Source organism: Peribacillus sp. Bi134, assembly GCF_918698065.1.
Classification (GTDB): Bacteria; Bacillota; Bacilli; order Bacillales; family DSM-1321; genus Peribacillus.
Genome location: NZ_CAKKLN010000001.1, coordinates 290,227 through 317,164 on the forward strand (window position 1 = coordinate 290,227; position 26,938 = coordinate 317,164).

The following is a 26,938-nucleotide window of genomic DNA, read 5'->3' on the forward strand; positions in this document are numbered from 1 at the left end:
GGAAGGAAGAAATATATGGTGGGAAAATCAAATTTTTATAAAGGGCTTAAATTACTAGGCGCACAAAAAGAGGAACAGCTTAATGGGAAAATTAAGGATTTGCTAAATAATCGTGAGTTAATAGAAGCAGTAAGCGACAATGCCCAAATGCAGGTACCAAGAATAAATAGTCTTCAGGAAGCCTCAGAAAGAATGTCCATCATCATGAATTATCCAACAAAAAAAGATGTGGCGAGTTTAGCGAAATTAGTCATCCAACTCGAAGAAAAAATTGATGGGTTGGAAGAATTGGTCTCTATGCTTGTTGAGAATAGGGGCGGGAATGTCGGGGGTAATTCTTCAATTCGCAATAAAGGCAATGCCAATTCATCCCGCAGCATCAAAAAGAAATCAAGATTGGCATCCAATGAAATGGAAGGGAGTAAAAAAAGGTTATCTGATTTTATAAATAACTCCTTATTGTTAAGCTCACAGCTGCCTGAGTTCAATTCAGTTGGTCAGGAGAATTCAAATGGCTAAGCGGAAAGTGCCCAAAAATCAATCTGAACCCAAAACTAAATTGCAACATTTATTGGATATTCCCAATCAGCCAATGCCTGAAATGGGACTGACTCCGAAAATAGCGGTGTGGAAAAAAAACAAATCAACGCTTTGGTTTTATCCCTCAGCACAAAAAAAATATGATGTACCGGTTTTTCTTATATATTCACTAATCAATACTCCTTTGATTCTTGATTTATCTCCGGGGAATAGTTTAATAGAATCTTTTGTAAATGAAGGTTTTGATGTGTATTTGCTTGATTTTGGAAGCCCGGGCTTTGAAGATGGTGACATATCGATCGAAGATTATATCGTCGATTATATTCAAAAAGGAGTGCAGCGTGCATTACGTCACTCTGGAGCATCAGAAATTACAGTCATGGGGTTTTGCCTCGGAGGTACAATAGCCGCAATATATGCTGCCATTGCAGACGAGCCCATCAAGAATTTGATACTTTCCGTGACCCCGGTGGATTTCAGTGCCTCGGAATTTTTTGATCAATGGCAGGAAGCGTTAAAAGAAGGAACAGCGGATTTTAACGAGACTATAGATATTTATCAAACGATTCCAGCCAGTGCTGTTAAATATGGAATTCGTTTAATTACATCACCTATCTATATATCACCGTATTTATCGTTATTGAATCAAGCGGATGATGAGGAATACGTTAAGAATTGGCGCCGCTTCAATGCGTGGGTAAATGGGCATGTGCCTCTATCCGGCGCAGTTGCCAAACAAATAACCAAAGACCTCTTGATAAAAAATCGCTTGGTTAATGGTGGTTTTAAGGTAAGGGGGAAAAAAGCGAAGCTATCGAAAATTAATGCTAGTGTTTTGGTCATTGCAAGTAAGTATGATCGATTGGTCCCACAGGAAATGATTTATCCGGTAATGGAGCATTTAACATGTAAGGATAAGACATATAGCCTACTGAAAAGTGGACATGCTGCTAAACAATATTCCGGTGGACTTCCATATTATTTGAAGGAATGGCTACCTGGGCGTTCTTCACCAATTCAATAGGTTAGTGGGGGGAAGTGAAATGTACATGTTTAACGCCAGTGAGGAAATCAAAATCATGCCGGTTGTAGAATATATAGGCTTTGCGGCATTTATATTTTCAAGATTTTTTGCAACATTTCCGGATTACTAAAGTGAAATAAATGAAAGGGCTGGCTTGGTATTTAGAGCCAGCCCCTATTGTCTCATTCATAATATTTCACTCGTTCTTCTAGTGGTGAGAAGTCTTTATCGCCAGGCTCTGCAGTGGGTTTTCCAAAGGGCATCTGAGCGATGAGTTTCCAATCGCGTGATATATCCCATGTCTTTCTCACTTCGTCATCGATTAAAGGATTATAATGCTGAAGGCTTGCACCAAACCCCTCAATTTCCAAGGAAGTCCATACGACAAATTGTAAAATGGCAGACGATTGGTTCGACCAAATCGGAAAGTTTTCGGCATACGTTTTGAATTGTTCTTGAAGCCTTGTTATAATGGCCTGGTCTTCAAAGAATAAAACCGTACCATAACCATTTATAAATGACTTCATTTTTTCTTCCGTTTTTTCGAAATCTTTGTCACCGACAGCTTTTCTTAATGTGTTTTTCGTGATATCCCATAATTGGTCGTGGCTTTGACCAGTTAAAACAATCACTCTTGCACTTTGGGAATTGAAAGCGGAAGGGGAATATTGAACGGCATGATCGATAACTTCTTTAATCCTTTTATTAGGGACAACATGTTCCTTGCTAAGGGAATAATAAGACCGTCTATCTTCAATTGCGCTAAAAAAGTCTTTAGCCATACATCATACCTCCATTCATTATACCGACTTATTTTGACCTGATTTTATTATTTTATGAAAAGTGAATACGGGTGAAATTATTTGTCTGAAAATGGTTGACAAATTTATCGTTATCATTTATCTTTAAATCAAGATATTTGTATTAAAAGTATTATATATTTAGTTAAATATCTCGATTTCGAGATATTGTTTACGGATTAATTCCTCTCCTTAAGGGGAGATTTATAAAGAAAAGATAGGAGTGGTACGGATGGAATTAAAAGGATTACATCATGTTTCGGCGATTACAGCTAAAGCGGGAAATAACTTTGATTTCTACACAAAAGTCTTAGGGATGCGATTAATCAAAAAAACGGTGAATCAAGATGATGTTCGTGTGTATCACTTATTTTATGGAGATCAAATTGGTTCTCCGGGTACGGAATTGACGTTTTTTGAAATTCCCAATGCTGCCCGCACTCATGAGGGAAACAATAGCATTTCTGAAATTTCTTTAAGGGTGAGAGATGATGAAGCTCTAGGATATTGGAAAAAACGGTTTGTGGAATTCAATGTTGAGCATGATGAAATATCGAACCGTTTTGAAAGGAAGGTTCTTTCTTTTAAAGATCCTGAAGGGCAGAGGCTACTTCTGGTTTCCGATCAGGATAATAACGGTGTTCAAGGGGGATCACCATGGGATGGAAGCCCGGTACCGCAAGAGTTTTCCATCCTTGGATTAGGACCGGTAAAACTTACTGTACCTAATATTGAACTAACAGAAAGTGTTCTCTCCGAGGTATTGGGGTTCAGGAAAACAGGCACATACCCATCTGCAATTAGGGGGCAAAATCCAATTGTCGTTTATGAGACAGGTGAGGGAGGAACAGGAGCGGAACTTCATATTGAAGAAAGGAATGACATTCCTCGGGAAAGGTTGGGGAGGGGTGGAGTACACCATGTTGCCTTTCGGGTGGATAATGAAGAAGAACTTAGAAAATGGATAGAAAAAATTAGTGAATCAAAATTCGTGAACTCTGGATATGTGGACCGCTTTTATTTTCGTTCACTTTATTTTAGGGAGCCGAATGGAATATTATTTGAACTAGCTACTGATGGACCTGGATTTGCAGTTGATGAAGCAGAGCAGCACCTAGGTGAGAACCTTGCCCTGCCGCCATTTTTAGAATCAAAAAGAAAAGATATTGAATCGAATTTAAAACCACTGAATACAAAATCAACTAATTAATCAAGGGGAAAGGAAGGAATCGGCATGCAAAAGCAAAATGCAGGAATACATCATATAACCGCAATTGTAGGCAATCCTCAAGAGAATGTGGATTTTTATGCTGGAGTGCTGGGAATGCGTATGGTGAAGAAAACCGTTAATTTTGATGATCCAGGCACCTATCATTTATATTTCGGAGATGAATCAGGTTCACCGGGCACTATCATCACTTTCTTTCCTTGGCCTGGGGCATACCGAGGGACAATTGGCTCCGGACAAGTGGGGATAACAACATATGCCATTCCGGAAGGTTCATTGGGCTTCTGGGAAACGCGCTTGGGTAAATTTAATATTGACTTTGAAAAGATCTCACGCTTCGGCGAGGATTATCTGGGATTTCAGGACCCACATGGATTGCAACTTGAACTGGTTGAGCGTAAAGAAGGTAAAAATAGCGAGTGGTCATTCGGCGGTGTACCAGCTGATAAGGCAATCAAGGGATTCGGCGGTGCTGTATTATTGACGTCTAAACCGATCAAAACGATGGAACTTTTAGAGGAAGTGATGGGTTTGCAAAAGATGGGGGAAGAGGGCGATTTCATTCGCTTCAAATCAACATCGGACATCGGAAATTTGATAGATGTTAAAAAAACGGTTTTGCCAAATGGGAAAATCGGAGTGGGAACTGTTCATCATCTTGCATGGCGTGCAAGCGATAATGAAGATCATAAAGAATGGAGGGAACATATCGCAAACCATGGCTATGGCGTGACACCCTTTAAAGACCGCCAATACTTCGATGCCATTTATTTCAGGGAAGATGGAGGCATACTCTTTGAAGTTGCCACAGATCCACCTGGCTTTGCTCATGATGAAACGAAGGAAACGATGGGTAGTAAATTAATGCTGCCGCCTTGGCTTGAAGAAAAAAGGGAAATTATGGAGAAAACGTTACTGCCGGCAGTGCCGAGGGTACTAGAGGAGGATAAATGATGAAGCATATTTTTCAAAAAGGAAGTAATCCAGATGCACCGTTGCTTTTGCTTTTACATGGCACTGGAGGAACGGAAACGGATCTTTTGCCATTATCGGAGATGGTTTCACCGGGATCATCCGTACTCAGCGTACGGGGAAATGTACTTGAAAACGGAATGCCCCGTTATTTCCGCCGGCTGGCTGAAGGAGTTTTTGATGAAGAAGATTTGATTTTCCGTACGAAGGAGCTTTATGACTTCTTGGAATCAGCGTCCGGACAATATGACTTCGATCGTGACAGAGTGGTGGCATTAGGTTATTCTAATGGTGCAAACATAGCAGCAAGTTTGATGTTCCATTTCGAAGGGGCATTAAAAGGAGCGATTCTTCATCATCCAATGGTGCCTAGACGCGGGATTGCTTTGCCGTCCCTATCGGATATACCTGTATTCATTGCTGCAGGTAAAAACGATCCGATTTGCCCCGCAGCAGAAACTGATGAACTTAATCGGATTTTACTGCAAGCGGGTGCTGCGGTGGACGTTCACTGGGAAAATTACGGTCATCAGTTAACACGTTCAGAGGTTGATGCAGCAAGTTCATGGTTTCAAAAGAACTTTTTATAAGAATGAGAGGGATGAAGATGATTTCAGTAAATCCTGAAAGTCTTACAGAACGGGAAAATTATAAGTTTTTGACTGGAAGCATCATACCGAGACCAATAGCCCTGGTCACGACACAATCCGAAACCGGTACAATCAATATAGCGCCGTTCAGTTTTTTTAACATAGTCAGTTCCAATCCTCCGATGATTTCCATTTCTGTTCAACGGAAAGAAGGAGTTTTGAAGGACACGGCCCGAAATGCAATTCAAACAGGTGAATTCGTTGTTCATATCACTGATGAAGACAATGTTGCTGATGCAAATCGAACGGCCGAGGAACTCCCGTCTGACGAAAGTGAATTGGGTCTTACCAATTTCACTCAGGCTGTTAGTGATAAGGTGTCGGTACCAGGATTGCAAGAAGCGAAGGTACGCTTTGAATGCACATTGGAGCATGCGATACCTTTGGCAGGTTCCAAGAATAAACCTGGTTGTGATTTATTGATAGGGAAAATAGTCTGCTATCATATAGAGCAGGAGATTTACCATAATGGCCGAATTGACCAGAATGGGCTAAAACCAGTAGCAAGATTAGCGGGTCATACTTATACAAAACTAGGAGAATTATTTGAAATTGAAAGACCTTAAGGAATATAAGAAAAATGGCGTCATCTTTTAAGGTGTCGTCATTTTTTAAAAATTATTCCCGGTTAGCATTATTTACAATTCTATAATGTAAGCGACTGTTCCAAAAACAAGTTCATATCTATGCCAAAGGTGCGTTGATCGTTTGGATTTTAAAGGAAGCCTTTACAAACCGAAACAAAACTTGACAATTTTTTCATAGATTGATAAAGTTATAAAAAAATAATTTCTTATCCAGAGAGGTGGAGGGACTGGCCCTATGAAACCTCAGCAACAGGTCTGCAATGACACTGTGCTAATTCCAGGGGGTGAAACCTTGATAGATAAGACCGTACGTGTTTATTTGTCAGTAACGCACTCTTTTTTAGAGTGCGTTTTCGTTTTTTCTGGATGCAAGATAAAGGAGAGTAAGAATGGAGAACAAAAGGAAGCATGATTTTCAAAGGAAAATGCAGGCACGGCATATAATAATGCTATCGCTTGGCGGGGTGATTGGAACAGGTTTATTCTTAAGTTCGGGTTATACGATTCAACAGGCAGGCCCGTTTGGCACCATCCTTTCGTATCTGATTGGGGCATTAGTGGTTTATCTAGTCATGCTATGTCTAGGGGAACTGGCAGTACATATGCCCGAGACAGGTGCGTTTCATAGCTACTCAGCTAAATACATAGGTCCTGGGACAGGGTATACAGTAGCCTGGTTGTATTGGCTAACTTGGACAGTTGCACTTGGTTCGGAATTCACGGCTGCAGGATTGTTGATGCAGAGATGGTTTCCATCAATCAATGTCTGGATATGGAGTGCACTATTTGCCATATTGGTTTTGGCATTAAATGCGTGGACCGTTAAATTTTTCGCTGAATCCGAATTCTGGTTTGCGTCTATAAAGGTATTTGCCATTGTGATTTTCATTATTTTGGGAGCAGCGGTAATGCTAGGTTTCATTCCAATAATTCATTCACAATCCGCTCCGTTATTCTCCAATTTTACAAGTGAAGGTTTATTTCCGAATGGTGCTTTTGCCATTATAATGACGATGCTTGCGGTGAATTTCGCATTCTCTGGAACTGAATTAATTGGAATTGCAGCTGGAGAAACTGTGAATCCAGAAAAAACGATACCAAAGGCAATCCGTATGACATTATGGAGATTGATTATCTTTTTTGTAGGAACCATCGTTGTATTATCCGCATTATTGCCTATTTCGGATGCAAGCGTATTAGAAAGCCCCTTTGTGGCAGTTCTTGAACGGATTGGTGTGCCATATGCAGCGGATATTATGAACTTTGTTATATTAACTGCCATTTTGTCTGCTGCAAACTCAGGACTGTATGCGGCATCCAGAATGCTTTGGTCACTTGCAGATAAGGAAACTATATCACCAATATTTGCAAAATTGACAAAACGGGGAGTTCCGATAAATGCAGTCCTTTTCAGTATGTTGGGCGGCTGCTTAGCCCTGTTTTCGAGTATTATTGCACCGGATACTGTTTACATAGTGCTTGTATCCATTTCTGGACTAGCCGTTGTTGTAGTTTGGATGAGTATTAGCATGTCGCAATTTCTATTTCGCAGACGATATATAAACGAAGGAAATTCAGTAAATGACTTAGCTTATCGAACGCCATTATATCCACTCGTACCAATCGTTTCTTTTATGCTATGCCTAGCTTCTTGCATAGGAATTGCATTTGATCCTACACAACGAATTGCACTATATTGTGGCATTCCATTTATTTTGATTTGCTATGGAAGTTATTATCTGACACAAAACCATAAAGAAAAGAGGAGTAAATCATGAACATTAAAACTAACCCAATTGACGCTATTTTACGAGATCATTCAGTCATGATTTTAGACGGAGCTTTAGCTACAGAGCTAGAGAGGCATGGATGTGATTTGGACGACCCGCTCTGGTCTGCACGTGTATTACTTGAAAATCCAGAAGTGATTTATCAAGTGCATTCTGACTATTTTCGTGCTGGAGCGGATTGTGCGATTACGGCTAGCTACCAAGCCACTGTTGAAGGTTTCGCACTCCGCGGAATACAAGAAAAAGAGGCTTTGGAGCTAATCCGGAAAACGGTTTTACTCGCAAGAAAAGCAAGAGATGATTTTTGGAAGGAAGAAAATCAAACGCTTAGGCCTAAGCCATTGGTTGCTGCATCTGTTGGGCCTTATGGGGCTTATCTTGCAGATGGTTCAGAATATGTAGGAAACTATGGTGTTTCGGATGAAACTTTAATTGCATTCCATAGCTCACGAATATCAGCGTTGATTGAAGCTGGAGCTGACCTTTTAGCATTTGAAACGATTCCTTCCCTGCAAGAAGCAAAAGTATTATATTCATTATTGAAGGATTATCCAGAAGTGTATGCCTGGCTATCCTTTTCATTGAAAAATGAAAAAGCGATAAGTGACGGTACTTCACTCGAGGAATGTACAAGATTGTTTGGGGACAGTGAGCAAATTGCAGCAATCGGCATCAACTGTGCGCCAGTTTCATGTATCACGGAAGCCATCCAGGTGCTGCGTGCAAACACGGATAAACCAATCATTGTTTATCCGAATTCAGGTGAAACATATAATCCGGAAACTAAAACATGGCATGGTCAAGAATCATGTAACAGGCTCGACCTGAAATCTGAAGAATGGCAACATGCAGGGGCGCGTTTAATTGGAGGATGCTGCAGAACGGCACCACATCATATTGAAGACATTTCAAGAAAGTGGCGACCTTCCGTGGTGGTATCCTCCTAGCCCTTGTACTGTTTTAAAGTATGTATGATATAGACCCTAACTAAAGGAACAGGAAGCGTCATAATCAGGCGGTTCCTGTTCTTTTTGAATTCATTATTCAAATTCGAGTTATCATATCTCTTAGGCTGAAAAAGAAACCGCTTCAAAAACAGGAATAGGAGAAATTAAATCATAATATTTGTGTGCTTGGGAAAACTAAACAAACAATGAATAGAAAGGAGAGAAATGAGTATGAGCCGTGGTAAAAATTTTAATCACAAAGAAAAAGGCCATCCGGGAAATTTACCTAATAATAGAATTAGCGAAGAGAAGGAACACAGCCGGCAGTATGAACAAATCGAGGATATTGTCACACATGAAGCTTTTAAAAATCGGGAAAAAGAAGACGAGATGCCTTAATATATTTCATGTATATACGGGGGGAAAACCATGAGCTTTTGCTATGGTTTTTTCTTTCATTACTAATAAATGAGGAGGGGAACAGATATCTATCATACCTTGTTGGAAAAGGAAGTAAGCTAAATAATAAGCCGACTTTCTTCTATATAAATAATAAAACTTAAATTTCTCAGCTTGGCGCATCACGCATCATTAGTATTAGTCTTAAGTCACTAAGAAGGAAGTATAACCTGCATTGTCATCCAGAAATAATTAAGGGTAACGTCTAAAAAGGGCGAACTTAATTAATCGGAACCGGCTACACTAACTGGTTAAAACCCTGGAATTTTTACAGTTTTAGATATAAATCATGCCAGGTACATCGTGAATATTATAAGTACCTGATGAAGTACGGTTCGTTCCCCATATACAAGTCTTAAGCCCAATTTCTGCTATGTTTCATTTTGTTTATCGCGATTTATTTCCACTTCTCGTTTTGCTCTAATAAAAGCGATAAATTGAATCGTCTCCTCTTCAGAAAGAGAGATTCCATCAACTGCTAGCTCCATATTTGGTAAATCCGTTAATTCCATGACTTGAGGTGACTCTGTGGTAATATCTTTAGCTGGATGATCTACCCGACCTAGAATGTAATCAGTGGATGTATCATATAGGCCTGCCAATAAATTAATCGTTTCTAATGAAGGGCGGCGGTGGCCCGATTCATAACCTGCATAGGTACTCTTGGCGATTCCAAGTCTGTCAGCGGTATATTGCAAAGACCATCTTTTGACCTTCCTTAATGAAGTCAATCTATTTAAAATCATTCTTATTACTCTCCTTTTATATAAATCCATTATAACATCAAATTGAAATAAGTGTACGCGTAATGAATAATTTTAGCTTGATTTCACTATGAAACATGACTATAATAACATGTGGTGTACGCGTAACATGTACATTTGCAGCGAAACATCCTTTTCTGAAATGATAAGAATGATTGTGAAACAGGGAGGCTATATAGGGGGTAGTATATTGGAGAAGTTGAAGTCAAAAATCAAGAAGTTGATGTTGATTACTACAGGTGGTACAATTGCATCGTTAGAAGGAAAAAATGGACTGGTTCCAGAGATGAAAGCTGACGACATTTTAGGTCACCTACCGGGATTGGATTTACTATGCAAGATTGATAGTAAGCCTTTGATGAATATTGATAGTACAAATATGCAGCCGGAAGATTGGACAGAAATGGCACAATCCATCCATGAGCACTACCATGATTACGATGGCTTTGTGATTACCCATGGAACAGATACAATGGCTTACACTTCAGCTGCGCTCTCATATATGTTACAAGATTTAGGGAAACCAATCGTCATTACAGGTTCTCAGATCCCAATTGCCTTTAAAAAGACAGATGCCAAAAGAAATATCTCTGATGCAATTCGGTTTGCTTGTGAAGATATTGGAGGAGTATATGTTGTTTTTGATGGTAGAGTCATCCAGGGCACGAGAGCCATTAAATTGAGAACGAAAAGCTATGATTCATTTGAAAGTATTAACTATCCTTATATTGCTACCATATTCAAAGATAAAATTGAGTATCTAAAGCCAGTTCATTCACCAAAGAATAAGGAAGCTAAGTTAGATGCTTCCCTATGTACTGATGTTGCTTTGGTTAAGCTGCATCCCGGTATTAAGCCTGAATTCTTTGATTTCCTGAAAAATCAATGTCGGGGAATCGTAATTGAAAGTTATGGAAGCGGTGGTATTCCCTTTCAAGGAAGAAATATTTTAGAAAAATTGAATGAGTTAGTACAATGCGGAATATCCGTAGTCATTACTACCCAATGTTTAGAAGAAGGGGAAGATATGGATATTTACGAAGTTGGACGAAAAGTGAACAAGAATGTCATCATTCGTTCCAGAAATATGAATACAGAAGCCATCATTCCGAAGTTGATGTGGATTTTAGCCAAGACACAGGATCCTAAAAAAGTGAAGGAAATGATGGAAACACCGATTGCAGAGGACATCACATTCTAGAACAAACAAAGGGGCAAGAGGAAATGTTGATAGAAGAGAGAACATACCGAATCGAGAAAGACTTTCTTGGGGAAAAGGAAATTCCGGCAGATGTTTATTATGGAATACAAACTCTACGCGCTGTAGAGAATTTTCCGATTACCGGTTACAAAGTCAATGAAGAAATGATTCGTGCACTAGCGATGATTAAAAAAGCAGCCGCTTTAGCAAATATGGATACCAAAAGGTTATATGATGGTATTGGAAGCGCTATCGTCAAAGCTTCTGAAGAAGTGATTGATGGAAAGTGGCATGAATATTTCATCGTTGACCCAATTCAAGGCGGCGCAGGGACATCGATGAATATGAACATTAATGAAATCGTTGCCAACCGTGCGTTAGAACTTATGGGACACAATAAAGGTGATTATGCACATGTTAGTCCAAATAGCCATGTTAACATGTCGCAATCAACCAATGACGTATTCCCTACTGCCATTCATTTATCAACACTACGACTTTTAGAGCAATTGTTGCAAACAATGACCAAGATGAGTACGGTCTTAAAGAATAAAGCAAAACAATTTGATCATGTTATCAAAATGGGACGCACACATCTTCAGGACGCAGTGCCAATTCGCCTTGGTCAAGAATTTGAGGCTTACAGTCGTGTGTTGGATCGCGATATAAAACGAATCAGTCAATCACGTCAACATTTATATGAAGTGAATATGGGAGCAACAGCAGTGGGAACGGGATTGAACGCAGATCCGCGTTACATTGAAAATGTTGTTACATATTTAGCTGAGATCAGTAACTTGCCGCTTGTAGGAGCAGAACATTTAGTAGATGCAACTCAAAATACGGATGCTTATACTGAAGTGTCAGCTTCATTGAAAGTATGTATGATGAATATGTCTAAAATTGCTAATGATTTACGTTTGATGGCTTCAGGACCAAGAGCGGGATTAGGGGAAATCACACTTCCAGCTCGTCAACCAGGTTCATCCATCATGCCAGGAAAAGTAAATCCAGTAATGCCAGAATTGATTAACCAAGTCGCTTTCCAAGTGATCGGGAACGATAATACGATTTGCTTAGCATCAGAAGCAGGACAACTCGAGTTGAATGTAATGGAGCCAGTGCTTGTATTCAACTTATTGCAGTCAATCAGCATTATGAACAATGCTTTCAATGTCTTTACAGATTATTGTTTAGAAGGCATCGAAGCAAATGAGCAACATTTAAAAGATTATGTCGAACAAAGTGTTGGAGTGATTACAGCAGTCAATCCGCACCTTGGATACGAAGTGGTTTCACGTATTGCGCGGGAAGCGATATTAAAAGGCAAATCAGTTCGCGAACTTTGTTTACAATATGATGTACTGACAGAGGAAGAATTGGATCTGATTCTAAATCCTTATGAGATGACAAAGCCCGGCATAGCGGGAGCTTCTCTTTTTGATCGGCAATAACCAGTATATTAGTAGAATGCATTAATCTATCTTATTTTTGATGTAATGACTATGCCTTTAGGACCGTTGGTTTTAAGGCATAGTCATTAATTACATACATATGAAATGTTACCTAACAGTTTGTCAACTCTGCTTGCGAGTATTGAAAACTGAATATTCGGTTATTTTTTTGATCGTCCATCTAAATCTTGTAGGTGTTTAACTATTCATAAAAAAACCATCTCCCTTAGAATACCTATGGGGGATGGGGAAGTTTTAAATCAGGAGAATTTATTTTAGAAAATGTGGCTCACTTGAAATGGCTTAATCGGCTTTAATATTTCATTTAAAGATTTTTTTTGAACGAAGGGTATGTGTCCAAAGTTCCGATGAATATTAATCGTGAGTGTAAAACCAAATGAAATGACATACGTAACTTTTCATTTTTTTCAAGATATTTAATATAATGTAATCAGTCATTTCCAGGTGAAAAAGGAGGGTAACTTTGAAACAAGTGAATCGTTTTATCCGAAGCGTTACATTTCTAATGCTCGCATTTCTCATGTTTAGTGGGCAGGCTGCATTTGCTTCATCAGATTCAATTTCATCGCAATCCACGCCAGACCTTTTGATTAGGCAGATCATGGGTTTAGCCTACGAATCCCAACAATCCATTAGCAGTGGACCATTTTCTGTAGGTGATTCGTTGAAGAAAGTGGAAAAAGCCTGGGGGGCACCGGAAGATTTAAGTACCGTTGCAGCCAATTATTGGAGCCGTAATGTTCGATTCCTCTATGACGGTTCAACAGGTAGAAAGACGATTACAGCCATTGATGATTTTGATCCGAAATTGCAAACCATCCATTTATCCATGCTGAAGGAATTGATTGGTGAACCTGTAAGTGAAGTGGAGCAAGAAGGGATGTACTATGTCACTTATACCGATTCCGCAAATTATAAAGTGGTCTTCGTGTTTGAAAGCGCCTGGATTAACCCAGATCCAAGCTTGAATATGTATACGGTTGAATTCGCGTCAGATTAATAAGTAAAAAAAGGATCGTCCCTTTATTGCAGAGGGGCGATTCTTTGCTACCACCGGGAGAATTTTGTTTAAGAATCTAAACTTACCGTTCTATTCAATATTGTTCAGCCATACATTAAAAAGATGTAAGTAGAATGATTAAGGGGGATTTGCTTTGTCAGAAGGTGTGCATAGTATCATTTTACCTGTTTCAATAAAAACAGTATGGGGATTTGTAAGTAGCATTGACCGTTGGGCACCTCTTGTCCCAGGATATATCAATCATGAGATGATAAGTGAGGAGACACTTATTTGGGAGTTTAAAAGCGATTTGGGATTAATGAAGAAGAAAATTAAACTTGAAGTGAATATATTGGAATGGATTGAACCTGATAAGGTAACATTTAATCTTAAGGGATTAAATGAAAAATTTGAGGGGCACGGTTATTTTTTAGCGGAACAGTGCGGAATTGGACAGACTAAAATGACAGGCTGCCTTGCGATTACGGCAAAAGGGGCCAAAGCCCCCATCGTCAATGCTTTGTTAAAAACCTACGTTCCCCAAATGACGATCGAGTTTTCTGAGGCAGTTGCACAAAGTCTCCTTGTACAAAAATAGAAATTACATATTGCAGCTGTCATTATTGGATATTGGCACTTGACAATTATACCTTAGTGGTATGTATTATAAATTGTAATATTCTTTATAAAGCCTTTGATCAATTGAATGGTTTTTATAATGGATGTCTGGATACGATTCATAAGTAATAGGCGGGGCAGGAGGCATCACATGGAGTATGATAAGCAGGTTAAAAATAGAGTGAAGCGAATTGAAGGACAGCTTCGTGGGATATTGAAGATGATGGAGGAAAACAAAGATTGCAGAGATGTAGTAACGCAGTTATCTGCCACTAGATCGGCAATCGATAGGACAATTGGGGTAATAGTAAGTTCCAATCTTGTAGAATGCGTCCGGGAGGCTAATGAATCCGGAGAAAAGAATCCCGAAGAGCTAGTTAAAGAAGCAGTGAATTTATTAGTGAAAAGCCGGTAGTGTAATTTTTAGGACGATGATGATAAGACAACCTGACCAATCTGAGAAATTTAAGTGTCCGGGGTGGATGTATTTTTTAAAATGGGCCTCTACAAGAAGAGGTCCATTTTTGTGAATTCTCTGTTTTCATTTCTGATAAGCAAATCCTTTGATATAAAGAATTTGCATGGTATCCTTAAAGGGATAAAAATTGAGTGAGGGTATGCTATGGAATTTACGCATGTTACATCGGTTTTGCTCGGCCTCGTCATCATTCTAAATATTTTATTTGCCACGATTGTCATATTTTTTGAAAGAAGGGAAGCGAGCACGACCTGGGCTTGGTTATTGGTGTTATATTTTCTGCCTGTAGTCGGTTTTATTTTATATCTCCTTTTTGGAACAAGTTTAAGGCACGCCCACTTATTCCAATGGGAGGACAAGAAGAAGATCGGGATTGAAGAAATCCTTGATAAACAGATGGAAGAGCTTTCAACGGATCATTTCCCATTTCGAAATGCTTCTTCAAGTAATTATCGTGATTTGATATATATGCATCTCCGGAATAATGATGCCGTGCTTACTGAAGATAATCAAGTCGATATTTTTACGGAAGGGAAAAATAAGTTTGACCAGCTTTTTAAAGATATTGAAGCGGCCGAAAACCATATACATATACAATATTACATCATTCAAAGGGACGGCTTGGGTAAACGATTCATTGAAGCATTGACTAAAAAAGCGAATGAAGGCGTCAAAGTTCGGCTGCTTTATGACGAGCTGGGTTCCAGAGGGATGACTAAACGTTTCTTCAAGGAATTTAGGCAGGCTGGAGGACGAGTGGAGGCATTCTTTCCATCCAAATTAAAATTTATAAATTTACGCCTGAATTTCCGTAACCATCGAAAGCTCGTCATCATAGATGGGAAAATTGGGTATGTTGGAGGCTTTAATGTTGGAGATGAGTATTTAGGGCTTAATCCGAAATTTGGTTTTTGGCGTGATACGCACCTTCGAATAAAGGGGTCGGCTGTCAAAGCCATTCAAACCCGTTTCATCTTGGATTGGAATCAGGCATCAAAGCACCATGATATAACGTATCAACCTCATTATTTCCCTATTGTAAAGCCTCAAGGAAATATAGATTTGCAAATAGTGACAAGTGGGCCGGATTCTGAATGGGAACAAATTAAAAATGGCTATATTAAATTAATTTCTTCAGCAAAAAAATCGATTCTCATTCAAACACCCTACTTCATACCGGATGCAAGTTTATTGGATGCACTCAGGATTGCGAGCTTATCAGGATTAGATGTGAAAATCATGATTCCGAATAAACCTGATCACCTTTTCGTTTATTGGGCAACAACTTTCAATGCAGGGCAGTTATTAAGAGCGGGAGCTAAGATATACATCTATGATAACGGCTTTATTCATGCGAAGATGATCGTGGTGGACGAAGAGGTCTCCTCGGTGGGGACAGCTAACATTGATGTCCGTAGTTTTAAATTGAACTTTGAAGTCAATGCCTTCATTTATGATGAAGGAATGGCAGAAACACTGACAAGGATTTTTTATAAGGATGTCGAAGTTTGCAGGCAGCTTACAATTGAAGAGTTTGAAAAGCGTTCCAAGTGGATTCGTTTTAAAGAGTCCATTGCAAGGCTAGTATCACCGATATTATAATTTTTAAACTAAACGGACCATTACTACATGGTCTGCTCAGACTGTAGACAAATTCGAAGAAAAGCGAGTTTGCCTGCAGTTTTTTTCTTTATGAAATGTTCCAGTTGTTCAGAAATCCTCTCCCTTTCAGCCGACTGTCAGCTATGCATCATAAAAGCAAGCGCCTGTGGCGTCTCGGCTAGCCATTGTTTAGGAGGAATGTAATTTCTTCAATTAAATTCATAAAACCAGAAAACACATTAAGAATCACAAGTCTTGCCTTAATGTCATGGTTCGGGATGAGCCCCTTCCGAACTCTATTTTGGTACAATAGTTTATATCCATAAAAGGGGGAAAAGTCATGAAAACGTTTATAATCACAGGAGCTTCAAAAGGTTTAGGTGCTGCCATCGCCAAAGGATGTTTGCAGACGAGTGATCATTGCATTTTAGTTTCCCGTACAGCCAATCCTGAAATGCAGCGGCTGGCTGACCGATCAGGGAAGAAACTTACATTTATTTCGATGGACTTGAATGAAACTGAAAAGTTACCTTCCTTAGTCAATGAGATTCTTGCTGCTGTCGATGATACAAGTGACATTTACTTCATTAATAATGCAGGCGTTATTGAACCGATAAAGCCGGTAGGAGAGCTTGGTATGGTAAATTTGGAAACAAGCATGCGGGTGAATTTCATGGCACCCATCGTATTGGCTGATGAAGTCATTAAACAGACAAAGGACTGGAACAGAAAGAAGGTAATGGTGAACATATCATCAGGTGCAGCAAAAAATCCTTATCATGGCTGGGCAGCCTATTGCAGTACTAAGGCGGGGCTAGAAATGTTTACACGGGTTGCAGGGGTGGAGCAGGATAAAGCGTCTTTCCCTACGTCCCTCATATCTTTTTCACCTGGAGTAATGGATACGGCGATGCAAGGGACAATCCGGTCAGCAGACGAACGGGACTTTTCCGATCGAGACAAATTTCATGAATATAAAGAGAAGGGCATGTTAAGAAGCCCCGAATTTGTGGCAGATATACTTTTGCAGCTTCTTGAATCGGATGATTTGGAGAATGGGAAGTTCTACGATATTAAGAATTTTCTTTAATGAATGGAAGCATGTGAAACGAAAATAGCGTGGGGTTGTCCGTTTGGACAGCCTCTTTTTTAAGTGATCCTTTATTATATAAAAAAGCAGGATATCTTCAAGGAAATATGATAATTCGTTCTATCCAATTACCTGAATAACATAAACTTTTTTGGAGGGAGTTTGGAGGGTTATGAATGACGATCATTATTGTGAAAAAAGGTGACAGCCTTTGGGAAATTGCCAGAAAAAATAAAATTGAACCATCGAGGTTAATTGAAGTCAACGGTTTGGAATCAACAGCTTTGGTTCCTGGCCTGGCATTGTATATACCTGAGGAAAAAGCGGTGGGCCGAAGGTATCTAATTAAAAGTCAGGATACCCTTACTAGAATCGGCAGTCGTTTTGGAACGAGTGCAGCGGCAATCATGGAAGCCAATCCAGGAATCGCTGCAAACTCGCTTAAAGTCGGCACGGTAATTTTGATTCCGTCCCCTTACAAAAATCAATTGATTACGCTGGGTTTTGCCTTTCCGAATTCAGGTGGAATAGTATTTGAAACACTTGAGGAGAATGGTGATAAATTATCCTATTTAGCCATTGTAGCTTATTCGTTTACAAGGGAAGGAAATGCATACGTTGATGGTGATGATCTCCCGCTTATCGCGAAATGCGAGCAAACCGGGGTGACACCCCTATTGATGATCCGGAACTTTCAAGATGGTGATTTTGATGCTGATTTGGCGGGTGATGTCCTTGCTAGTACAGTATACAGAGCGAATTTAATCAATAGTATGCTGAAATTCGTTAGGGAGAAAGGGTATGGGGGTGTCAGTATGGACATCGAATTCATACCACCTGCTCGGCGTTCCGATTATGTGCTTTTTTTAAAAGAATTAAAGGAGGGATTGAACGAACTGATCCTTCATGTGAACGTACACGCAAAAACAGCGGATAATCCTGATAATCGAATTGTAGGCGGCCATGATTATCGGGGGATCGGAGAGGTAGCCGATCTTGTTGCCGTGATGACCATTGACTATGGGTATCCTACTGGCCCGCCTGAACCAATTTCCCCACTTTGGTGGATGGGCGAGGTTCTTCGTTATGCTTTGACGAATATTCCTGAATATAAATTGCAGTCGGCATTTCCTATGTATGGATACGATTGGGTAGTACCAAGCCACGAGACGAAAGCTTTATCAGCTCAAAATGCCCAAAATCTTGCTATTGCAACTGGCGCTGAAATAACTTTTGACACGTCTGCGGCATCACCTAATTATGCTTATCAAAGAGAAAATTCGAATCATGTGGTTTGGTTTGAAGATATTCGATCGATAAGCGCGAAATATGAAATGATTGATGCATATGAACTGATAGGTGCAACTTATTGGCAGATTGGTTTGGAATTCCCTCAGAATTGGGCGTTTATAGAAAAGAATATTTTGATTATTAAATAGATGAATGGGTGCAGGCGGTGAATAGAAGTGTTATATTTTTCCCTTGTTTGGTTGTGCAACTTTTATCAGGCAAAGCCAAACACATCTAGAAGAATTAAAGGGAGCCAATATCGTTCGAATGGCTATGAACCAATAAAAAGGAGCCAGGGAAAACCAAGGCTCCTTTACTTTAACGGTTAACCGAATGGAATGCATCATCCAGGAATATTTATGACTGATTTGGTATCGAATGCTCGTGTTTTTTTCCCTGTAAGTCTTTCTTTTTAAAAATTGCATAAAGAAAGGCAAGGAATATCAGGGTGGAAGAAAATTGGAACGTTGTTTTTACACTGTATGTTTCCGTTATATAGCCTAATAGTAAGACAGAGCCGGCAAAAGTAAGATTGATGACTGCTCCCCAAACTGCATGAATTTTTGCAAGAGTCTTTTCCGAAGCATGGTCTTGGAATAGCTTGGTGTAGATCACTTCCCGGATTTGTTCCGGGAGACCGTACAGGCATGCCAGCAGTAAAGCCAAAGGAGGAATACTGGTAGTTCCAAAAAGCAGGGTTAGCATTGAACTGAGAAATATCCCCAAAGTGATGAAGAATCCTATATATTTTTCTAGTAATTTGGCAAAACGGATGACGATCAATCCACTGAATATCATGCCGACAAAGTAGCTTGTGTTAATATATCCCCACCACTCCTCACCTAGTTCCAGGTTCTGTTCAACATATACATATATAACGGCAGCCATCCACACGCTTGAAGCCAAAGTAGTTATAAAATCAATGGAAATGAGTGTACGGATAGTTGGGATTTGTCGAATCGAAACCCATCCGGATTTAATCGAACCCCAGTTTGACGGAACAACAGAGTCCGTCGTTCGTTCTGAGACTTCTATTTTCATTGTATAGATCGTTGAAACAGCAAAAAGCATTACCGTAAGCCAAATGATGAAACTGCTGTTGGTACTTATCAATAAGACGGAACCTAGTGGCCATCCTGCTACAAAGATGGTCTGGGTGATCATGTTCAAGAAACCATTCGCTTTCATCCGTTCTTCCTTCGGAACTAATTGAGGAACCAAAGCTGCGCTGACCGGGGCAGCGACTCCATCCAATAATGAAATGGAGGCTATGAAGCAAATGACGGCAACAGCAAAACCATGATTGAAATTTGTTATATAGATTCCTAGGCCAACGAGTAAGATGGACTTCCACCATTGAGATTGTACAAGGATCCTTTTTAAAGGAAACCTGTCGATGACAAGGGGGGAGAGTAAACTGCTGATAAATCGAAAAATCGTTGTAGTGAACGGAAGCAAGCTCAAATAAAAGGCAGATCCCGTCAAAGTATATAATAATGAAATCAACCCGACTACATAAAATATATCACCTAGATTTGCAAACGACTGACCGATCCAAAGGTATCGAAAAGATGAGTTTTTCATATATACCATCCTTTTGCGAAAATAAAGTTCATGGATATTTAGAATGGTTATAATTTTTACACTGGATTCACTCCTTAATTTACTAGATTGCATGAGCCGGGTTGGCCTGTTTTATATAGATGATTTTACCATAATATGAACAAGGGGGTTCTCAAATGCTTGCTGAATATTGAATATGGAATTATACTCCTTAATATATGTAAAAAAGGAGAAAAATTTGATGATTCGACGTTTTGCTTCATATTACCTGCCGCATAAGCGGTTATTCATTATTGACTTCTTCAGTGCAGTGGTCGTTGCTGTACTAGAACTTGCATTTCCGCTAGCTGTTCAGTGGTTCATAGATACACTGCTGCCTGGCGACGACTGGTCTGCAATTGTTTCGGTAAGTGCCGGTTTGTTCCTCCTTTATATCATTAGTACCTTCTTACAGTTCATCGTAGGGTATTGGGGGCACAAATTGGGTATCAATATCGAGACTGATATGCGTGAAGAATTATTTGAGCATGTGCAGAAACAATCTTTTCGTTTTTTTGATAACACGAAAACCGGCCATATCATGAGTCGCATAACCAATGACCTTTTCGATATTGGGGAACTTGCTCACCATGGTCCCGAAGATTTATTCATTGCCTTCATGACTTTTATAGGCGCATTTTGGATTATGTTGACAATCAATGTGAAACTTGCACTCGTATCGGTTTGTATTTTACCGTTCCTCGTTTTATTAATTGTCATAAGTAATTTAAAGATGAATAAAGCCTGGAAGAAAATGTATACAGAAGTTGCGGATGTAAATGCCCGTGTAGAAGATAGCGTCTCAGGAGTGAGGGTTGTACAATCCTTTACTAATGAAACATATGAAATAAAAAGATTTGCTACTAATAATCGCCGATTCCGTAAAGCGAAACTTCTTGGATATAAGGTTATGTCCTTTAGCTTATCGGGCATATACATGATGACGAGGTTTATGACCCTTGCCGTGTTGGTGCTTGGTGCTTGGCTAACATTTCATGGGCAGCTCTCTTATGGTGAACTGGTTGCATTCGTCTTATATGTTAACGTATTGTTTAAGCCGATCGACAAAATCAGTGCGTTGATGGAACTCTATCCAAAAGGGATGGCCGGCTTTAAGCGTTTTACGGAACTTCTGGATGTAGCGCCAGATGTCGTCGATAAAAAGGATGCAATAGAGGTAACCACCCTTTTAGGCGATATTTCCTTTAAAGACGTTTCTTTTAACTATGAAGACAAAAAGCCAGTTTTAAAAGGTATTGATCTTACAATTAAGGCTGGTGAGACCATTGCTTTTGTCGGGCCTTCGGGAGCTGGGAAAACGACCATATGTTCATTGATCCCAAGATTTTATGATGTTAAGGCTGGTTCAATATCCATTGATGGAATTGATATTCGTGAGATGACGAAAAAATCATTGCGCTCACAAATTGGCATAGTCCAGCAAGACGTGTTTCTTTTCACAGGAACAGTAAAAGAGAACATTGCGTACGGAATGCTTGGAGCATCGGATGAACAAATTCAAGATGCTGCAAGGAAAGCCCATTTGGAGACTTTCATTGAAGGACTTCCAGAAGGCTATGAAACTCAAATAGGTGAACGTGGCTTGAAATTATCTGGAGGACAAAAACAACGAATTGCAATAGCGAGGATGTTTTTGAAGAATCCGCCAATATTAATTCTCGATGAGGCAACCTCTGCACTCGATACTGAGACGGAAAGAATAATTCAGCAGGCTCTTACAGAACTAGCTGAAAACAGAACTACGTTAATTATCGCACACCGATTGGCAACCATTCGAAATGCTGACAAGATCGTGGTTGTTACGGAAGAAGGAATTGCTGAAGAGGGCGGTCACGATGACTTACTTGAGCAGGGGGGCATTTTTGCCAATCTGCATCAATTACAATTCCAAAAATGATAAAAATGCTATATGTCCCCATAAGGACATATAGCATTTTTAATAGATTGGAGTGGAATTCAATTCAGAATGATTTCCCATAATTCCATAGGGTAACAAACAAGGTTTTTGAAAAATGGATGAAACATTTACCTCATAAGGATGATAATGCTTAGTGTACTAAGGCAGATGTTCTAACAAAAAAGACTTGGAGTCGTTCCATGTCTTTTTTTATTTAAAAAAAGTCTTTAAACGGGTCTTGGCCGGAGTTGGAAGTGCTGTCTATAAACGCGGTTATTTGTTTTATATAGACCGAAATCTAATAGGTTAGCCTATAACAATAGGATTGGCAGTGCATACAATAAAGGGTAGAAGGAGAGGCCATATACCAGAAAAGAGTAAGGAGTGCAAATCGTGAAAGTAATGACCATCTTAGGGACTCGACCTGAAATCATCAGATTAAGTCTCATTATAAAGAAATTGGATCAGTATGCCGATTCACATATACTAGTACACACCGGACAAAATTTCACTACATCCTTAAGCGAAATATTCTTCCAACAGTTACAGGTAAGGAAACCCGATTACGTCTTGCTGAATCAACAGAAAACACTCGGCGAACAGTTATCGGCGATCTTTAAGAATTTAGAGACAATCCTATTAAAAGAAAAGCCAGACAAAGTATTAGTGTTGGGGGATACGAACTCCGGGCTCAGCTCCATCTTAGCAGAAAGACTGGGAATACCCGTCATTCATATGGAAGCAGGAAACCGTTGCTTTGACCTGGAAGTGCCTGAGGAGAAAAATCGAAAGATCATTGATGCTGTATCAAGCTTGAATTTACCTTACACTCCTCAAAGTAAAGAGAATCTTCTGAAAGAAGGTATCCCCAGCAAAAGGATATATTTATCGGGAAACCCTATTTACGAAGTTTTGAATCATTACAACAATGAGATCGAGCAAAGTGGAATTTTGGACAAAATGAATTTGAAAAAGGAGGATTATTTCCTCGTAACTGCCCATCGAGCCGAAAATGTTGATTATGAAGACCGTTTGATGGAAATTATGAAAGGCATTAATTTGGTTGCCGAAACCTATCAAAAAAGAATCATATGCAGCTTACATCCCCGGACAAAATCCCGCATTGAACTCAGTCCCAATTTAGATGTACATCCACTAATTGAATTCCATGAGCCATTTGGTTTCTTCGACTTCGTTAAGCTTGAAAAAAGCGCTTTTTGTGTGCTGACCGATAGCGGAACCGTCCAAGAGGAATGTTGCTTGTTCCATGTTCCTGCGGTTACGATACGAAAAACTACGGAAAGACCTGAAACAATTGAGTCAGGCAGCAATATGTTATCGGGAATTAATGCTGAACAAATCGTCAATTGTGTGAAGATTATGGTTAACCAGCAAAAAGACTGGACCTTTCCAGAAGGCTACGACCATAAAAACGTTTCAGATAAAGTGCTTAAAATAATACTGGGAGGCCATGAAATTGATTAAGAATCGAACAATTTTGGTAACGGGCGGTACAGGCTCATGGGGATATGAATTGGTAAGGCAACTTCTGGATTTTGAACCGCGTGAAATACGAATTTTCTCAAGAAATGAATCCAATCAATTCACAATGAAACAAGAGTTTGATAATAATCCGAAATTGCATTATATTATCGGAGACATAAAAGAGAAGGAAGCTTTATTGGAAGCCTGCCAAGGTGTTGATTATATTTTCCACTTGGCTGCATTAAAGCATGTTCCTGTTTGTGAAGATCAGCCCATTGAAGCATTAAAGACGAATGTAATCGGAACACAGAATGTAATAGAGGCAGCTATAAGCTGTAATGTGCATTCTGTTGTGAATATATCTACCGACAAGGCTTCGAATCCATCCAATTTTTATGGTCTATCAAAAGCAATGGCGGAAAGACTGATCATACACGCTAATACATTAAACACGAAAACTAGATTCGTATGTATCCGCGGAGGAAATGTCATGGGTACGAATGGAAGCGTCATTCATGTATTCAAAAAGCAAATCAAGGAAAAGGGGAAAATCGGGATAACGGACTTGAATATGACAAGGTTCTTTCTAACCATTCAAGAAGCGATAAAATTGGTATTCAAGGCTACTTTTGAAAGTGTCGGCGGAGAAATATTCGTGATGAAAATGCCTTCCTGTAAAATTATTGACTTAGCTGAAGTGTTGATAGAAGCATCCGGGAAAACAAATGTAGGTGTAGATGTCCTGGGCATCCGTCCTGGTGAAAAACTCCATGAGATCCTGCTTTCAGAATATGAAAGCACAACGGCGATTGCCTATGACGATGAGTATTATGTCATATTGCCGGCCATTCACATAGATGGGATAAAAGAACATTATTCTAAATACCAGCCGGTTAGTTTAGAAGACTATAACTCTGGCACAGGACTTATGGATAAAGCCCAGATCGAGGAAATGTTAAAGAACGGGGGCTTTATTTAACATGAAGGTATTAGTCCTTGGTGGACAAGGGATGGCAGGCCATGTAATAAAGGAGTATTTCACACAGGACCCGAAGTATCAGGTGTCCTATACGTCAAGGGATCCGAATGATAATAAGGGACTATATCTGGATGTAACCGATGTAACGAGTCTAGAGGAAATCATGGATAAAGTTAAACCTGACATTACGATTAATTGTATCGGCATTTTAAATGAGCATGCTAGTGATAATACGAAACTCGCTTTTCAGGTTAATAGTGTTTTTCCCCATCAGCTTGTTAAATTGACTGAACGCAATAATGGAAAATTGATTCATATCAGTACAGATTGTGTATTTTCAGGGTCAAAAGGTGATTATACTGAGAATGATGTACCCGACAGCTCCACAATTTATGGCCAATCAAAACATTTGGGTGAAATCATTAGTGAAAAACATTTGACTATACGAACCTCCATAATCGGCCCGGAGCTAAAAGAAAATGGAATTGGTTTATTTCTTTGGTTCATGAAGCAAAAGGGAGAAATAAAAGGATACGAAAAAGTGCTATGGAATGGTGTAACGACTCTCGAGCTGGCTAAGGCACTGGACACGATGATCCAAAAGAACATTACTGGGTTATATCATCTTGGCTCAGATGAAAAGATCTCAAAAGCGGCCTTATTGACATTGATACAGCAAATCTTCAAGAAAACCGATGTGGAAATCATTCCTGATTCATTTATTAATTTAGATCGAACCATTAAAAATACAAGAAATGATTTTCAATACAAACTGCCTACTTACGAAGAAATGCTGGTGGAATTAAGAGATTGGATGAGGAAAAAGGAAGAAAACAAGTCGATTGGTTGAATGGTTTAATCCATCCGTGACCAAAAAACTAGATTTCGTTCAGGCTGAAAATGGTCATGTTATGTAAAGATCTCTTCGTGTAGGAAACCTCGCATCGCTTTGATGAAAAAGTTAACTATCCGAGGGGTCTTTTTCTTTAAAACAAAAATGTAAAGTTGATATTATATAAACCCGAGGGGAATATAAGTGGCGAAAGTCGTTGAGCTATTGAGTGTAAAGGTGAAATCTTTATGAAAGCGCTGCCATTTTATTAAGAGTTAATAAATAGAGTAATGCTTTAGAAATTGTTCAACTTATGAATACTATACGAAGGATTTTAAAAAAACATCGTTCTCGATGGAATCCTTTTTATAAACGATCCAAAAAATGACCACTGATATTCTCCCGAAAATTTAGGTTTTCGGGAGAAATGATAGATTGAAAACGTAACCATTTTTTAGTGCGTCTTTAATTTTGAATGTAGCAGCGGTATGAGGTGTAAAGGTACCGATCCATACACGATGTGGTAGTGGTCTTAAAGGGGAGAATGGGGGATATCATTGTAACTACTTCTTAGTCGAGAAGGAATAGGTTTCGGATAACCCTTTGAAAATATCAGTCTTTGGATCCCAATTCAGCGATTGCCGTGCTTTCTTGTTATCAAGGCAGCTGTGTTTGATATCTCCTGTTCTTGCGGCTGAATGGAGTGTACTCACTTTTGAACCATGAATTTGAGCTAGCATTTCCAATAGTTGATTTACTGATGTTTTCTGTGCAGTGCTGACCTGGATCGTTTCTTGATTACCACGATTCACCGAAGCGATGTTAGCATGCACTATATCTTTCACATATATAAAATCACGAGTTTGTTCACCATCACCGTGAATGCTTAAAGGCATCCCTTTTTTGAGTTTTTCCAAAAAGACTGCGACGACTCCGCCTTCGCCTTTTGCTGTTTGTCTCGGCCCATAAACGTTTCCATAACGAAGAATCGTATAGGGGAGCCCATATAACTGATGAAACAGGCGGATATATGATTCGGCAGTCAGTTTTGATAATCCATAATAAGAAATGGGGCCTGTCGGGTCGTCTTCGGAAATCAGTTCTTTCTGTAAATTGCCATAAACTCCTGAGGTGGAGGAAAAGATCAGTTTACTTACAGAAGATTCATGACAAGCCCGAAGAATATTAATTGTTCCATTAATGTTCACATCAGCATCATATTGGGGTTCAAGTATGGAACGGCTCACATCAGCTTGTGCAGCCAAATGGAAAACGACATCCGGCATTTCCCTCGCGATGATTTGGACAGCTGCCTCACTGCATATATCTTCAGTATGGATGATGGCATTTGGATGTACATATTCTTTGTGTCCGGATATCATGTTATCCAATACATGTACCTCGGCACCATTTAAGATAAGTTCTTCAACGAGATGGGAACCGATGAACCCAGCCCCTCCTGTCACGATAGCCTTCATGCATCATACTCCTCTTATATGTTTTTAGTATTGTATGTAATACGTTCAAAAATGTCTTAAACAGGTACCTAGCATTGCCAAAAAAGAAAGGAAAAAGGAAAAAAAGTGCTGACGCAATAAGTGGTTAGC

At 39.4% G+C, this 26,938-nt stretch carries 25 protein-coding genes and 1 riboswitch; of the genes, 21 read left to right on the plus strand and 4 right to left on the minus strand.

Features of this window, described 5'->3' with window-relative positions; all coding sequences use genetic code 11:
• Positions 1-15 precede the first annotated feature (15 nt).
• Both LQ188_RS01420 and LQ188_RS01425 read left to right on the plus strand, forming a co-directional pair.
• Positions 16-519 (plus strand): hypothetical protein, encoded by a 504-nt coding sequence (locus LQ188_RS01420; protein WP_101225101.1) that lies wholly within the window; start codon positions 16-18, stop codon positions 517-519.
• On the plus strand, positions 512-1,564 hold the full coding sequence (locus LQ188_RS01425; RefSeq protein ID WP_230175815.1) for an alpha/beta fold hydrolase: 1,053 nt from the start codon (positions 512-514) through the stop codon (positions 1,562-1,564). Before LQ188_RS01420 ends, LQ188_RS01425 begins: the two co-directional genes overlap by 8 nt.
• Before the next feature lie 182 nt (positions 1,565-1,746).
• Here the strand turns inward: LQ188_RS01425 and LQ188_RS01430 are convergent, their stop codons facing one another.
• Positions 1,747-2,346 carry a nitroreductase family protein gene (locus LQ188_RS01430; RefSeq protein WP_230175816.1) on the minus strand — a complete coding sequence of 200 codons (600 nt, stop codon included), beginning with the start codon at positions 2,344-2,346 and terminating at the stop codon, positions 1,747-1,749.
• Between the two features lie 250 nt (positions 2,347-2,596).
• On the opposite strand from LQ188_RS01430, the gene LQ188_RS01435 reads away from it, so the two are divergent.
• From LQ188_RS01435 to LQ188_RS01465, 7 genes are all read left to right on the plus strand, one after another.
• Positions 2,597-3,574, plus strand: coding sequence for a ring-cleaving dioxygenase (locus LQ188_RS01435; protein WP_230175817.1), 978 nt, complete (start codon positions 2,597-2,599; stop codon positions 3,572-3,574).
• A gap of 24 nt (positions 3,575-3,598) precedes the next feature.
• Positions 3,599-4,546 carry a ring-cleaving dioxygenase gene (locus tag LQ188_RS01440; protein ID WP_101225097.1) on the plus strand — a complete coding sequence of 316 codons (948 nt, stop codon included), beginning with the start codon at positions 3,599-3,601 and terminating at the stop codon, positions 4,544-4,546.
• Entirely contained in the window at positions 4,546-5,154 is a 609-nt protein-coding gene (locus LQ188_RS01445) for an alpha/beta hydrolase (RefSeq protein ID WP_230176001.1), read from the plus strand. The genes LQ188_RS01440 and LQ188_RS01445 overlap by 1 nt, the downstream gene beginning before the upstream one ends.
• 17 nt (positions 5,155-5,171) lie before the next feature.
• Positions 5,172-5,780 (plus strand): flavin reductase family protein, encoded by a 609-nt coding sequence (locus tag LQ188_RS01450; protein WP_230175818.1) that lies wholly within the window; start codon positions 5,172-5,174, stop codon positions 5,778-5,780.
• A gap of 224 nt (positions 5,781-6,004) precedes the next feature.
• Positions 6,005-6,107, plus strand: a riboswitch (SAM riboswitch).
• An 83-nt stretch (positions 6,108-6,190) separates the two neighbouring features.
• Positions 6,191-7,579, plus strand: coding sequence for an S-methylmethionine permease (gene mmuP, locus LQ188_RS01455; RefSeq protein ID WP_230175819.1), 1,389 nt, complete (start codon positions 6,191-6,193; stop codon positions 7,577-7,579).
• On the plus strand, positions 7,576-8,538 hold the full coding sequence (gene mmuM, locus LQ188_RS01460) for a homocysteine S-methyltransferase (protein WP_101225093.1): 963 nt from the start codon (positions 7,576-7,578) through the stop codon (positions 8,536-8,538). The genes mmuP and mmuM overlap by 4 nt, the downstream gene beginning before the upstream one ends.
• Before the next feature lie 231 nt (positions 8,539-8,769).
• Positions 8,770-8,937 carry a hypothetical protein gene (locus LQ188_RS01465; protein WP_162878727.1) on the plus strand — a complete coding sequence of 56 codons (168 nt, stop codon included), beginning with the start codon at positions 8,770-8,772 and terminating at the stop codon, positions 8,935-8,937.
• Positions 8,938-9,368: 431 nt separating this feature from the next.
• Here LQ188_RS01465 and LQ188_RS01470 read toward each other — a convergent pair whose 3' ends face one another.
• Positions 9,369-9,743: a helix-turn-helix transcriptional regulator gene (locus LQ188_RS01470; protein WP_230175820.1), complete on the minus strand. Its 375-nt coding sequence runs from the start codon at positions 9,741-9,743 to the stop codon at positions 9,369-9,371.
• 229 nt (positions 9,744-9,972) lie between these two features.
• Between LQ188_RS01470 and LQ188_RS01475 the strand changes: the two genes are divergently transcribed.
• The 8 genes from LQ188_RS01475 (at position 9,973) to LQ188_RS01510 (ending at position 18,664) form a co-directional block, all read left to right on the plus strand.
• Complete coding sequence (locus LQ188_RS01475) at positions 9,973-10,962, plus strand: asparaginase (RefSeq protein WP_101225322.1); 990 nt, start codon at positions 9,973-9,975, stop codon at positions 10,960-10,962.
• 23 nt (positions 10,963-10,985) lie between these two features.
• Positions 10,986-12,416, plus strand: coding sequence for an aspartate ammonia-lyase (gene aspA, locus LQ188_RS01480; RefSeq protein WP_101225091.1), 1,431 nt, complete (start codon positions 10,986-10,988; stop codon positions 12,414-12,416).
• Between the two features lie 493 nt (positions 12,417-12,909).
• Positions 12,910-13,437, plus strand: coding sequence for a DUF4309 domain-containing protein (locus LQ188_RS01485; RefSeq protein ID WP_230176002.1), 528 nt, complete (start codon positions 12,910-12,912; stop codon positions 13,435-13,437).
• Between the two features lie 154 nt (positions 13,438-13,591).
• Positions 13,592-14,035, plus strand: a complete 444-nt coding sequence (locus LQ188_RS01490; protein WP_101225089.1) for an SRPBCC family protein — start codon at positions 13,592-13,594, stop codon at positions 14,033-14,035.
• A 171-nt stretch (positions 14,036-14,206) separates the two neighbouring features.
• Positions 14,207-14,470 (plus strand): metal-sensitive transcriptional regulator, encoded by a 264-nt coding sequence (locus tag LQ188_RS01495; protein WP_054395644.1) that lies wholly within the window; start codon positions 14,207-14,209, stop codon positions 14,468-14,470.
• A gap of 207 nt (positions 14,471-14,677) precedes the next feature.
• Positions 14,678-16,135 (plus strand): cardiolipin synthase, encoded by a 1,458-nt coding sequence (gene cls / locus LQ188_RS01500; RefSeq protein WP_101225088.1) that lies wholly within the window; start codon positions 14,678-14,680, stop codon positions 16,133-16,135.
• A 340-nt stretch (positions 16,136-16,475) separates the two neighbouring features.
• Entirely contained in the window at positions 16,476-17,225 is a 750-nt protein-coding gene (locus LQ188_RS01505; protein WP_230175821.1) for a (S)-benzoin forming benzil reductase, read from the plus strand.
• A gap of 176 nt (positions 17,226-17,401) precedes the next feature.
• Complete coding sequence (locus LQ188_RS01510; protein WP_230175823.1) at positions 17,402-18,664, plus strand: LysM peptidoglycan-binding domain-containing protein; 1,263 nt, start codon at positions 17,402-17,404, stop codon at positions 18,662-18,664.
• Positions 18,665-18,872: 208 nt separating this feature from the next.
• Here the strand turns inward: LQ188_RS01510 and LQ188_RS01515 are convergent, their stop codons facing one another.
• On the minus strand, positions 18,873-20,099 hold the full coding sequence (locus tag LQ188_RS01515) for an MFS transporter (RefSeq protein WP_230175825.1): 1,227 nt from the start codon (positions 20,097-20,099) through the stop codon (positions 18,873-18,875).
• A gap of 220 nt (positions 20,100-20,319) precedes the next feature.
• Here LQ188_RS01515 and LQ188_RS01520 point away from each other — a divergent pair, with 220 nt between their 5' ends.
• The 4 genes from LQ188_RS01520 to LQ188_RS01535 all read left to right on the plus strand — a co-directional run bounded on the left by LQ188_RS01520 (position 20,320) and on the right by LQ188_RS01535 (position 25,349).
• Positions 20,320-22,035, plus strand: a complete 1,716-nt coding sequence (locus LQ188_RS01520) for an ABC transporter ATP-binding protein (protein WP_230175827.1) — start codon at positions 20,320-20,322, stop codon at positions 22,033-22,035.
• A 393-nt stretch (positions 22,036-22,428) separates the two neighbouring features.
• Entirely contained in the window at positions 22,429-23,520 is a 1,092-nt protein-coding gene (wecB, locus tag LQ188_RS01525; protein ID WP_101225083.1) for a UDP-N-acetylglucosamine 2-epimerase (non-hydrolyzing), read from the plus strand.
• A complete protein-coding gene (locus LQ188_RS01530; protein WP_230175828.1) occupies positions 23,513-24,499 on the plus strand; it encodes a polysaccharide biosynthesis protein in 987 nt (328 codons plus the stop codon). Before wecB ends, LQ188_RS01530 begins: the two co-directional genes overlap by 8 nt.
• A 1-nt stretch (position 24,500) precedes the next feature.
• The gene (locus tag LQ188_RS01535; RefSeq protein WP_230175829.1) at positions 24,501-25,349 is read left to right on the plus strand and encodes an SDR family oxidoreductase; all 849 of its coding nucleotides are present in this window, start codon (positions 24,501-24,503) and stop codon (positions 25,347-25,349) included.
• Between the two features lie 545 nt (positions 25,350-25,894).
• On the opposite strand, the gene LQ188_RS01540 is transcribed toward LQ188_RS01535, so the two are convergent.
• A complete protein-coding gene (locus tag LQ188_RS01540; RefSeq protein WP_230175830.1) occupies positions 25,895-26,809 on the minus strand; it encodes an NAD-dependent epimerase/dehydratase family protein in 915 nt (304 codons plus the stop codon).
• Positions 26,810-26,938 lie beyond the last annotated feature (129 nt).

What these genes read in the sequence shown, in the direction of transcription:
- cls (WP_101225088.1), top strand. Translation starts at nt 14,678, where the DNA reads ATGGAATTTACGCATGTTACATCGGTTTTGCTCGGCCTCGTCATCATT.
- LQ188_RS01535 (WP_230175829.1), top strand. Translation starts at nt 24,501, where the DNA reads ATGAAGGTATTAGTCCTTGGTGGACAAGGGATGGCAGGCCATGTAATA.
- LQ188_RS01515 (WP_230175825.1), bottom strand. Translation starts at nt 20,099, where the DNA reads ATGAAAAACTCATCTTTTCGATACCTTTGGATCGGTCAGTCGTTTGCA.
- LQ188_RS01465 (WP_162878727.1), top strand. Translation starts at nt 8,770, where the DNA reads ATGAGCCGTGGTAAAAATTTTAATCACAAAGAAAAAGGCCATCCGGGA.
- LQ188_RS01450 (WP_230175818.1), top strand. Translation starts at nt 5,172, where the DNA reads ATGATTTCAGTAAATCCTGAAAGTCTTACAGAACGGGAAAATTATAAG.
- LQ188_RS01510 (WP_230175823.1), top strand. Translation starts at nt 17,402, where the DNA reads ATGACGATCATTATTGTGAAAAAAGGTGACAGCCTTTGGGAAATTGCC.
- LQ188_RS01435 (WP_230175817.1), top strand. Translation starts at nt 2,597, where the DNA reads ATGGAATTAAAAGGATTACATCATGTTTCGGCGATTACAGCTAAAGCG.
- LQ188_RS01540 (WP_230175830.1), bottom strand. Translation starts at nt 26,809, where the DNA reads ATGAAGGCTATCGTGACAGGAGGGGCTGGGTTCATCGGTTCCCATCTC.
- aspA (WP_101225091.1), top strand. Translation starts at nt 10,986, where the DNA reads ATGTTGATAGAAGAGAGAACATACCGAATCGAGAAAGACTTTCTTGGG.
- LQ188_RS01430 (WP_230175816.1), bottom strand. Translation starts at nt 2,346, where the DNA reads ATGGCTAAAGACTTTTTTAGCGCAATTGAAGATAGACGGTCTTATTAT.
- mmuP (WP_230175819.1), top strand. Translation starts at nt 6,191, where the DNA reads ATGGAGAACAAAAGGAAGCATGATTTTCAAAGGAAAATGCAGGCACGG.
- LQ188_RS01495 (WP_054395644.1), top strand. Translation starts at nt 14,207, where the DNA reads ATGGAGTATGATAAGCAGGTTAAAAATAGAGTGAAGCGAATTGAAGGA.
- LQ188_RS01420 (WP_101225101.1), top strand. Translation starts at nt 16, where the DNA reads ATGGTGGGAAAATCAAATTTTTATAAAGGGCTTAAATTACTAGGCGCA.
- LQ188_RS01520 (WP_230175827.1), top strand. Translation starts at nt 20,320, where the DNA reads ATGATTCGACGTTTTGCTTCATATTACCTGCCGCATAAGCGGTTATTC.
- LQ188_RS01440 (WP_101225097.1), top strand. Translation starts at nt 3,599, where the DNA reads ATGCAAAAGCAAAATGCAGGAATACATCATATAACCGCAATTGTAGGC.
- LQ188_RS01470 (WP_230175820.1), bottom strand. Translation starts at nt 9,743, where the DNA reads ATGATTTTAAATAGATTGACTTCATTAAGGAAGGTCAAAAGATGGTCT.
- LQ188_RS01505 (WP_230175821.1), top strand. Translation starts at nt 16,476, where the DNA reads ATGAAAACGTTTATAATCACAGGAGCTTCAAAAGGTTTAGGTGCTGCC.
- LQ188_RS01425 (WP_230175815.1), top strand. Translation starts at nt 512, where the DNA reads ATGGCTAAGCGGAAAGTGCCCAAAAATCAATCTGAACCCAAAACTAAA.
- LQ188_RS01445 (WP_230176001.1), top strand. Translation starts at nt 4,546, where the DNA reads ATGAAGCATATTTTTCAAAAAGGAAGTAATCCAGATGCACCGTTGCTT.
- mmuM (WP_101225093.1), top strand. Translation starts at nt 7,576, where the DNA reads ATGAACATTAAAACTAACCCAATTGACGCTATTTTACGAGATCATTCA.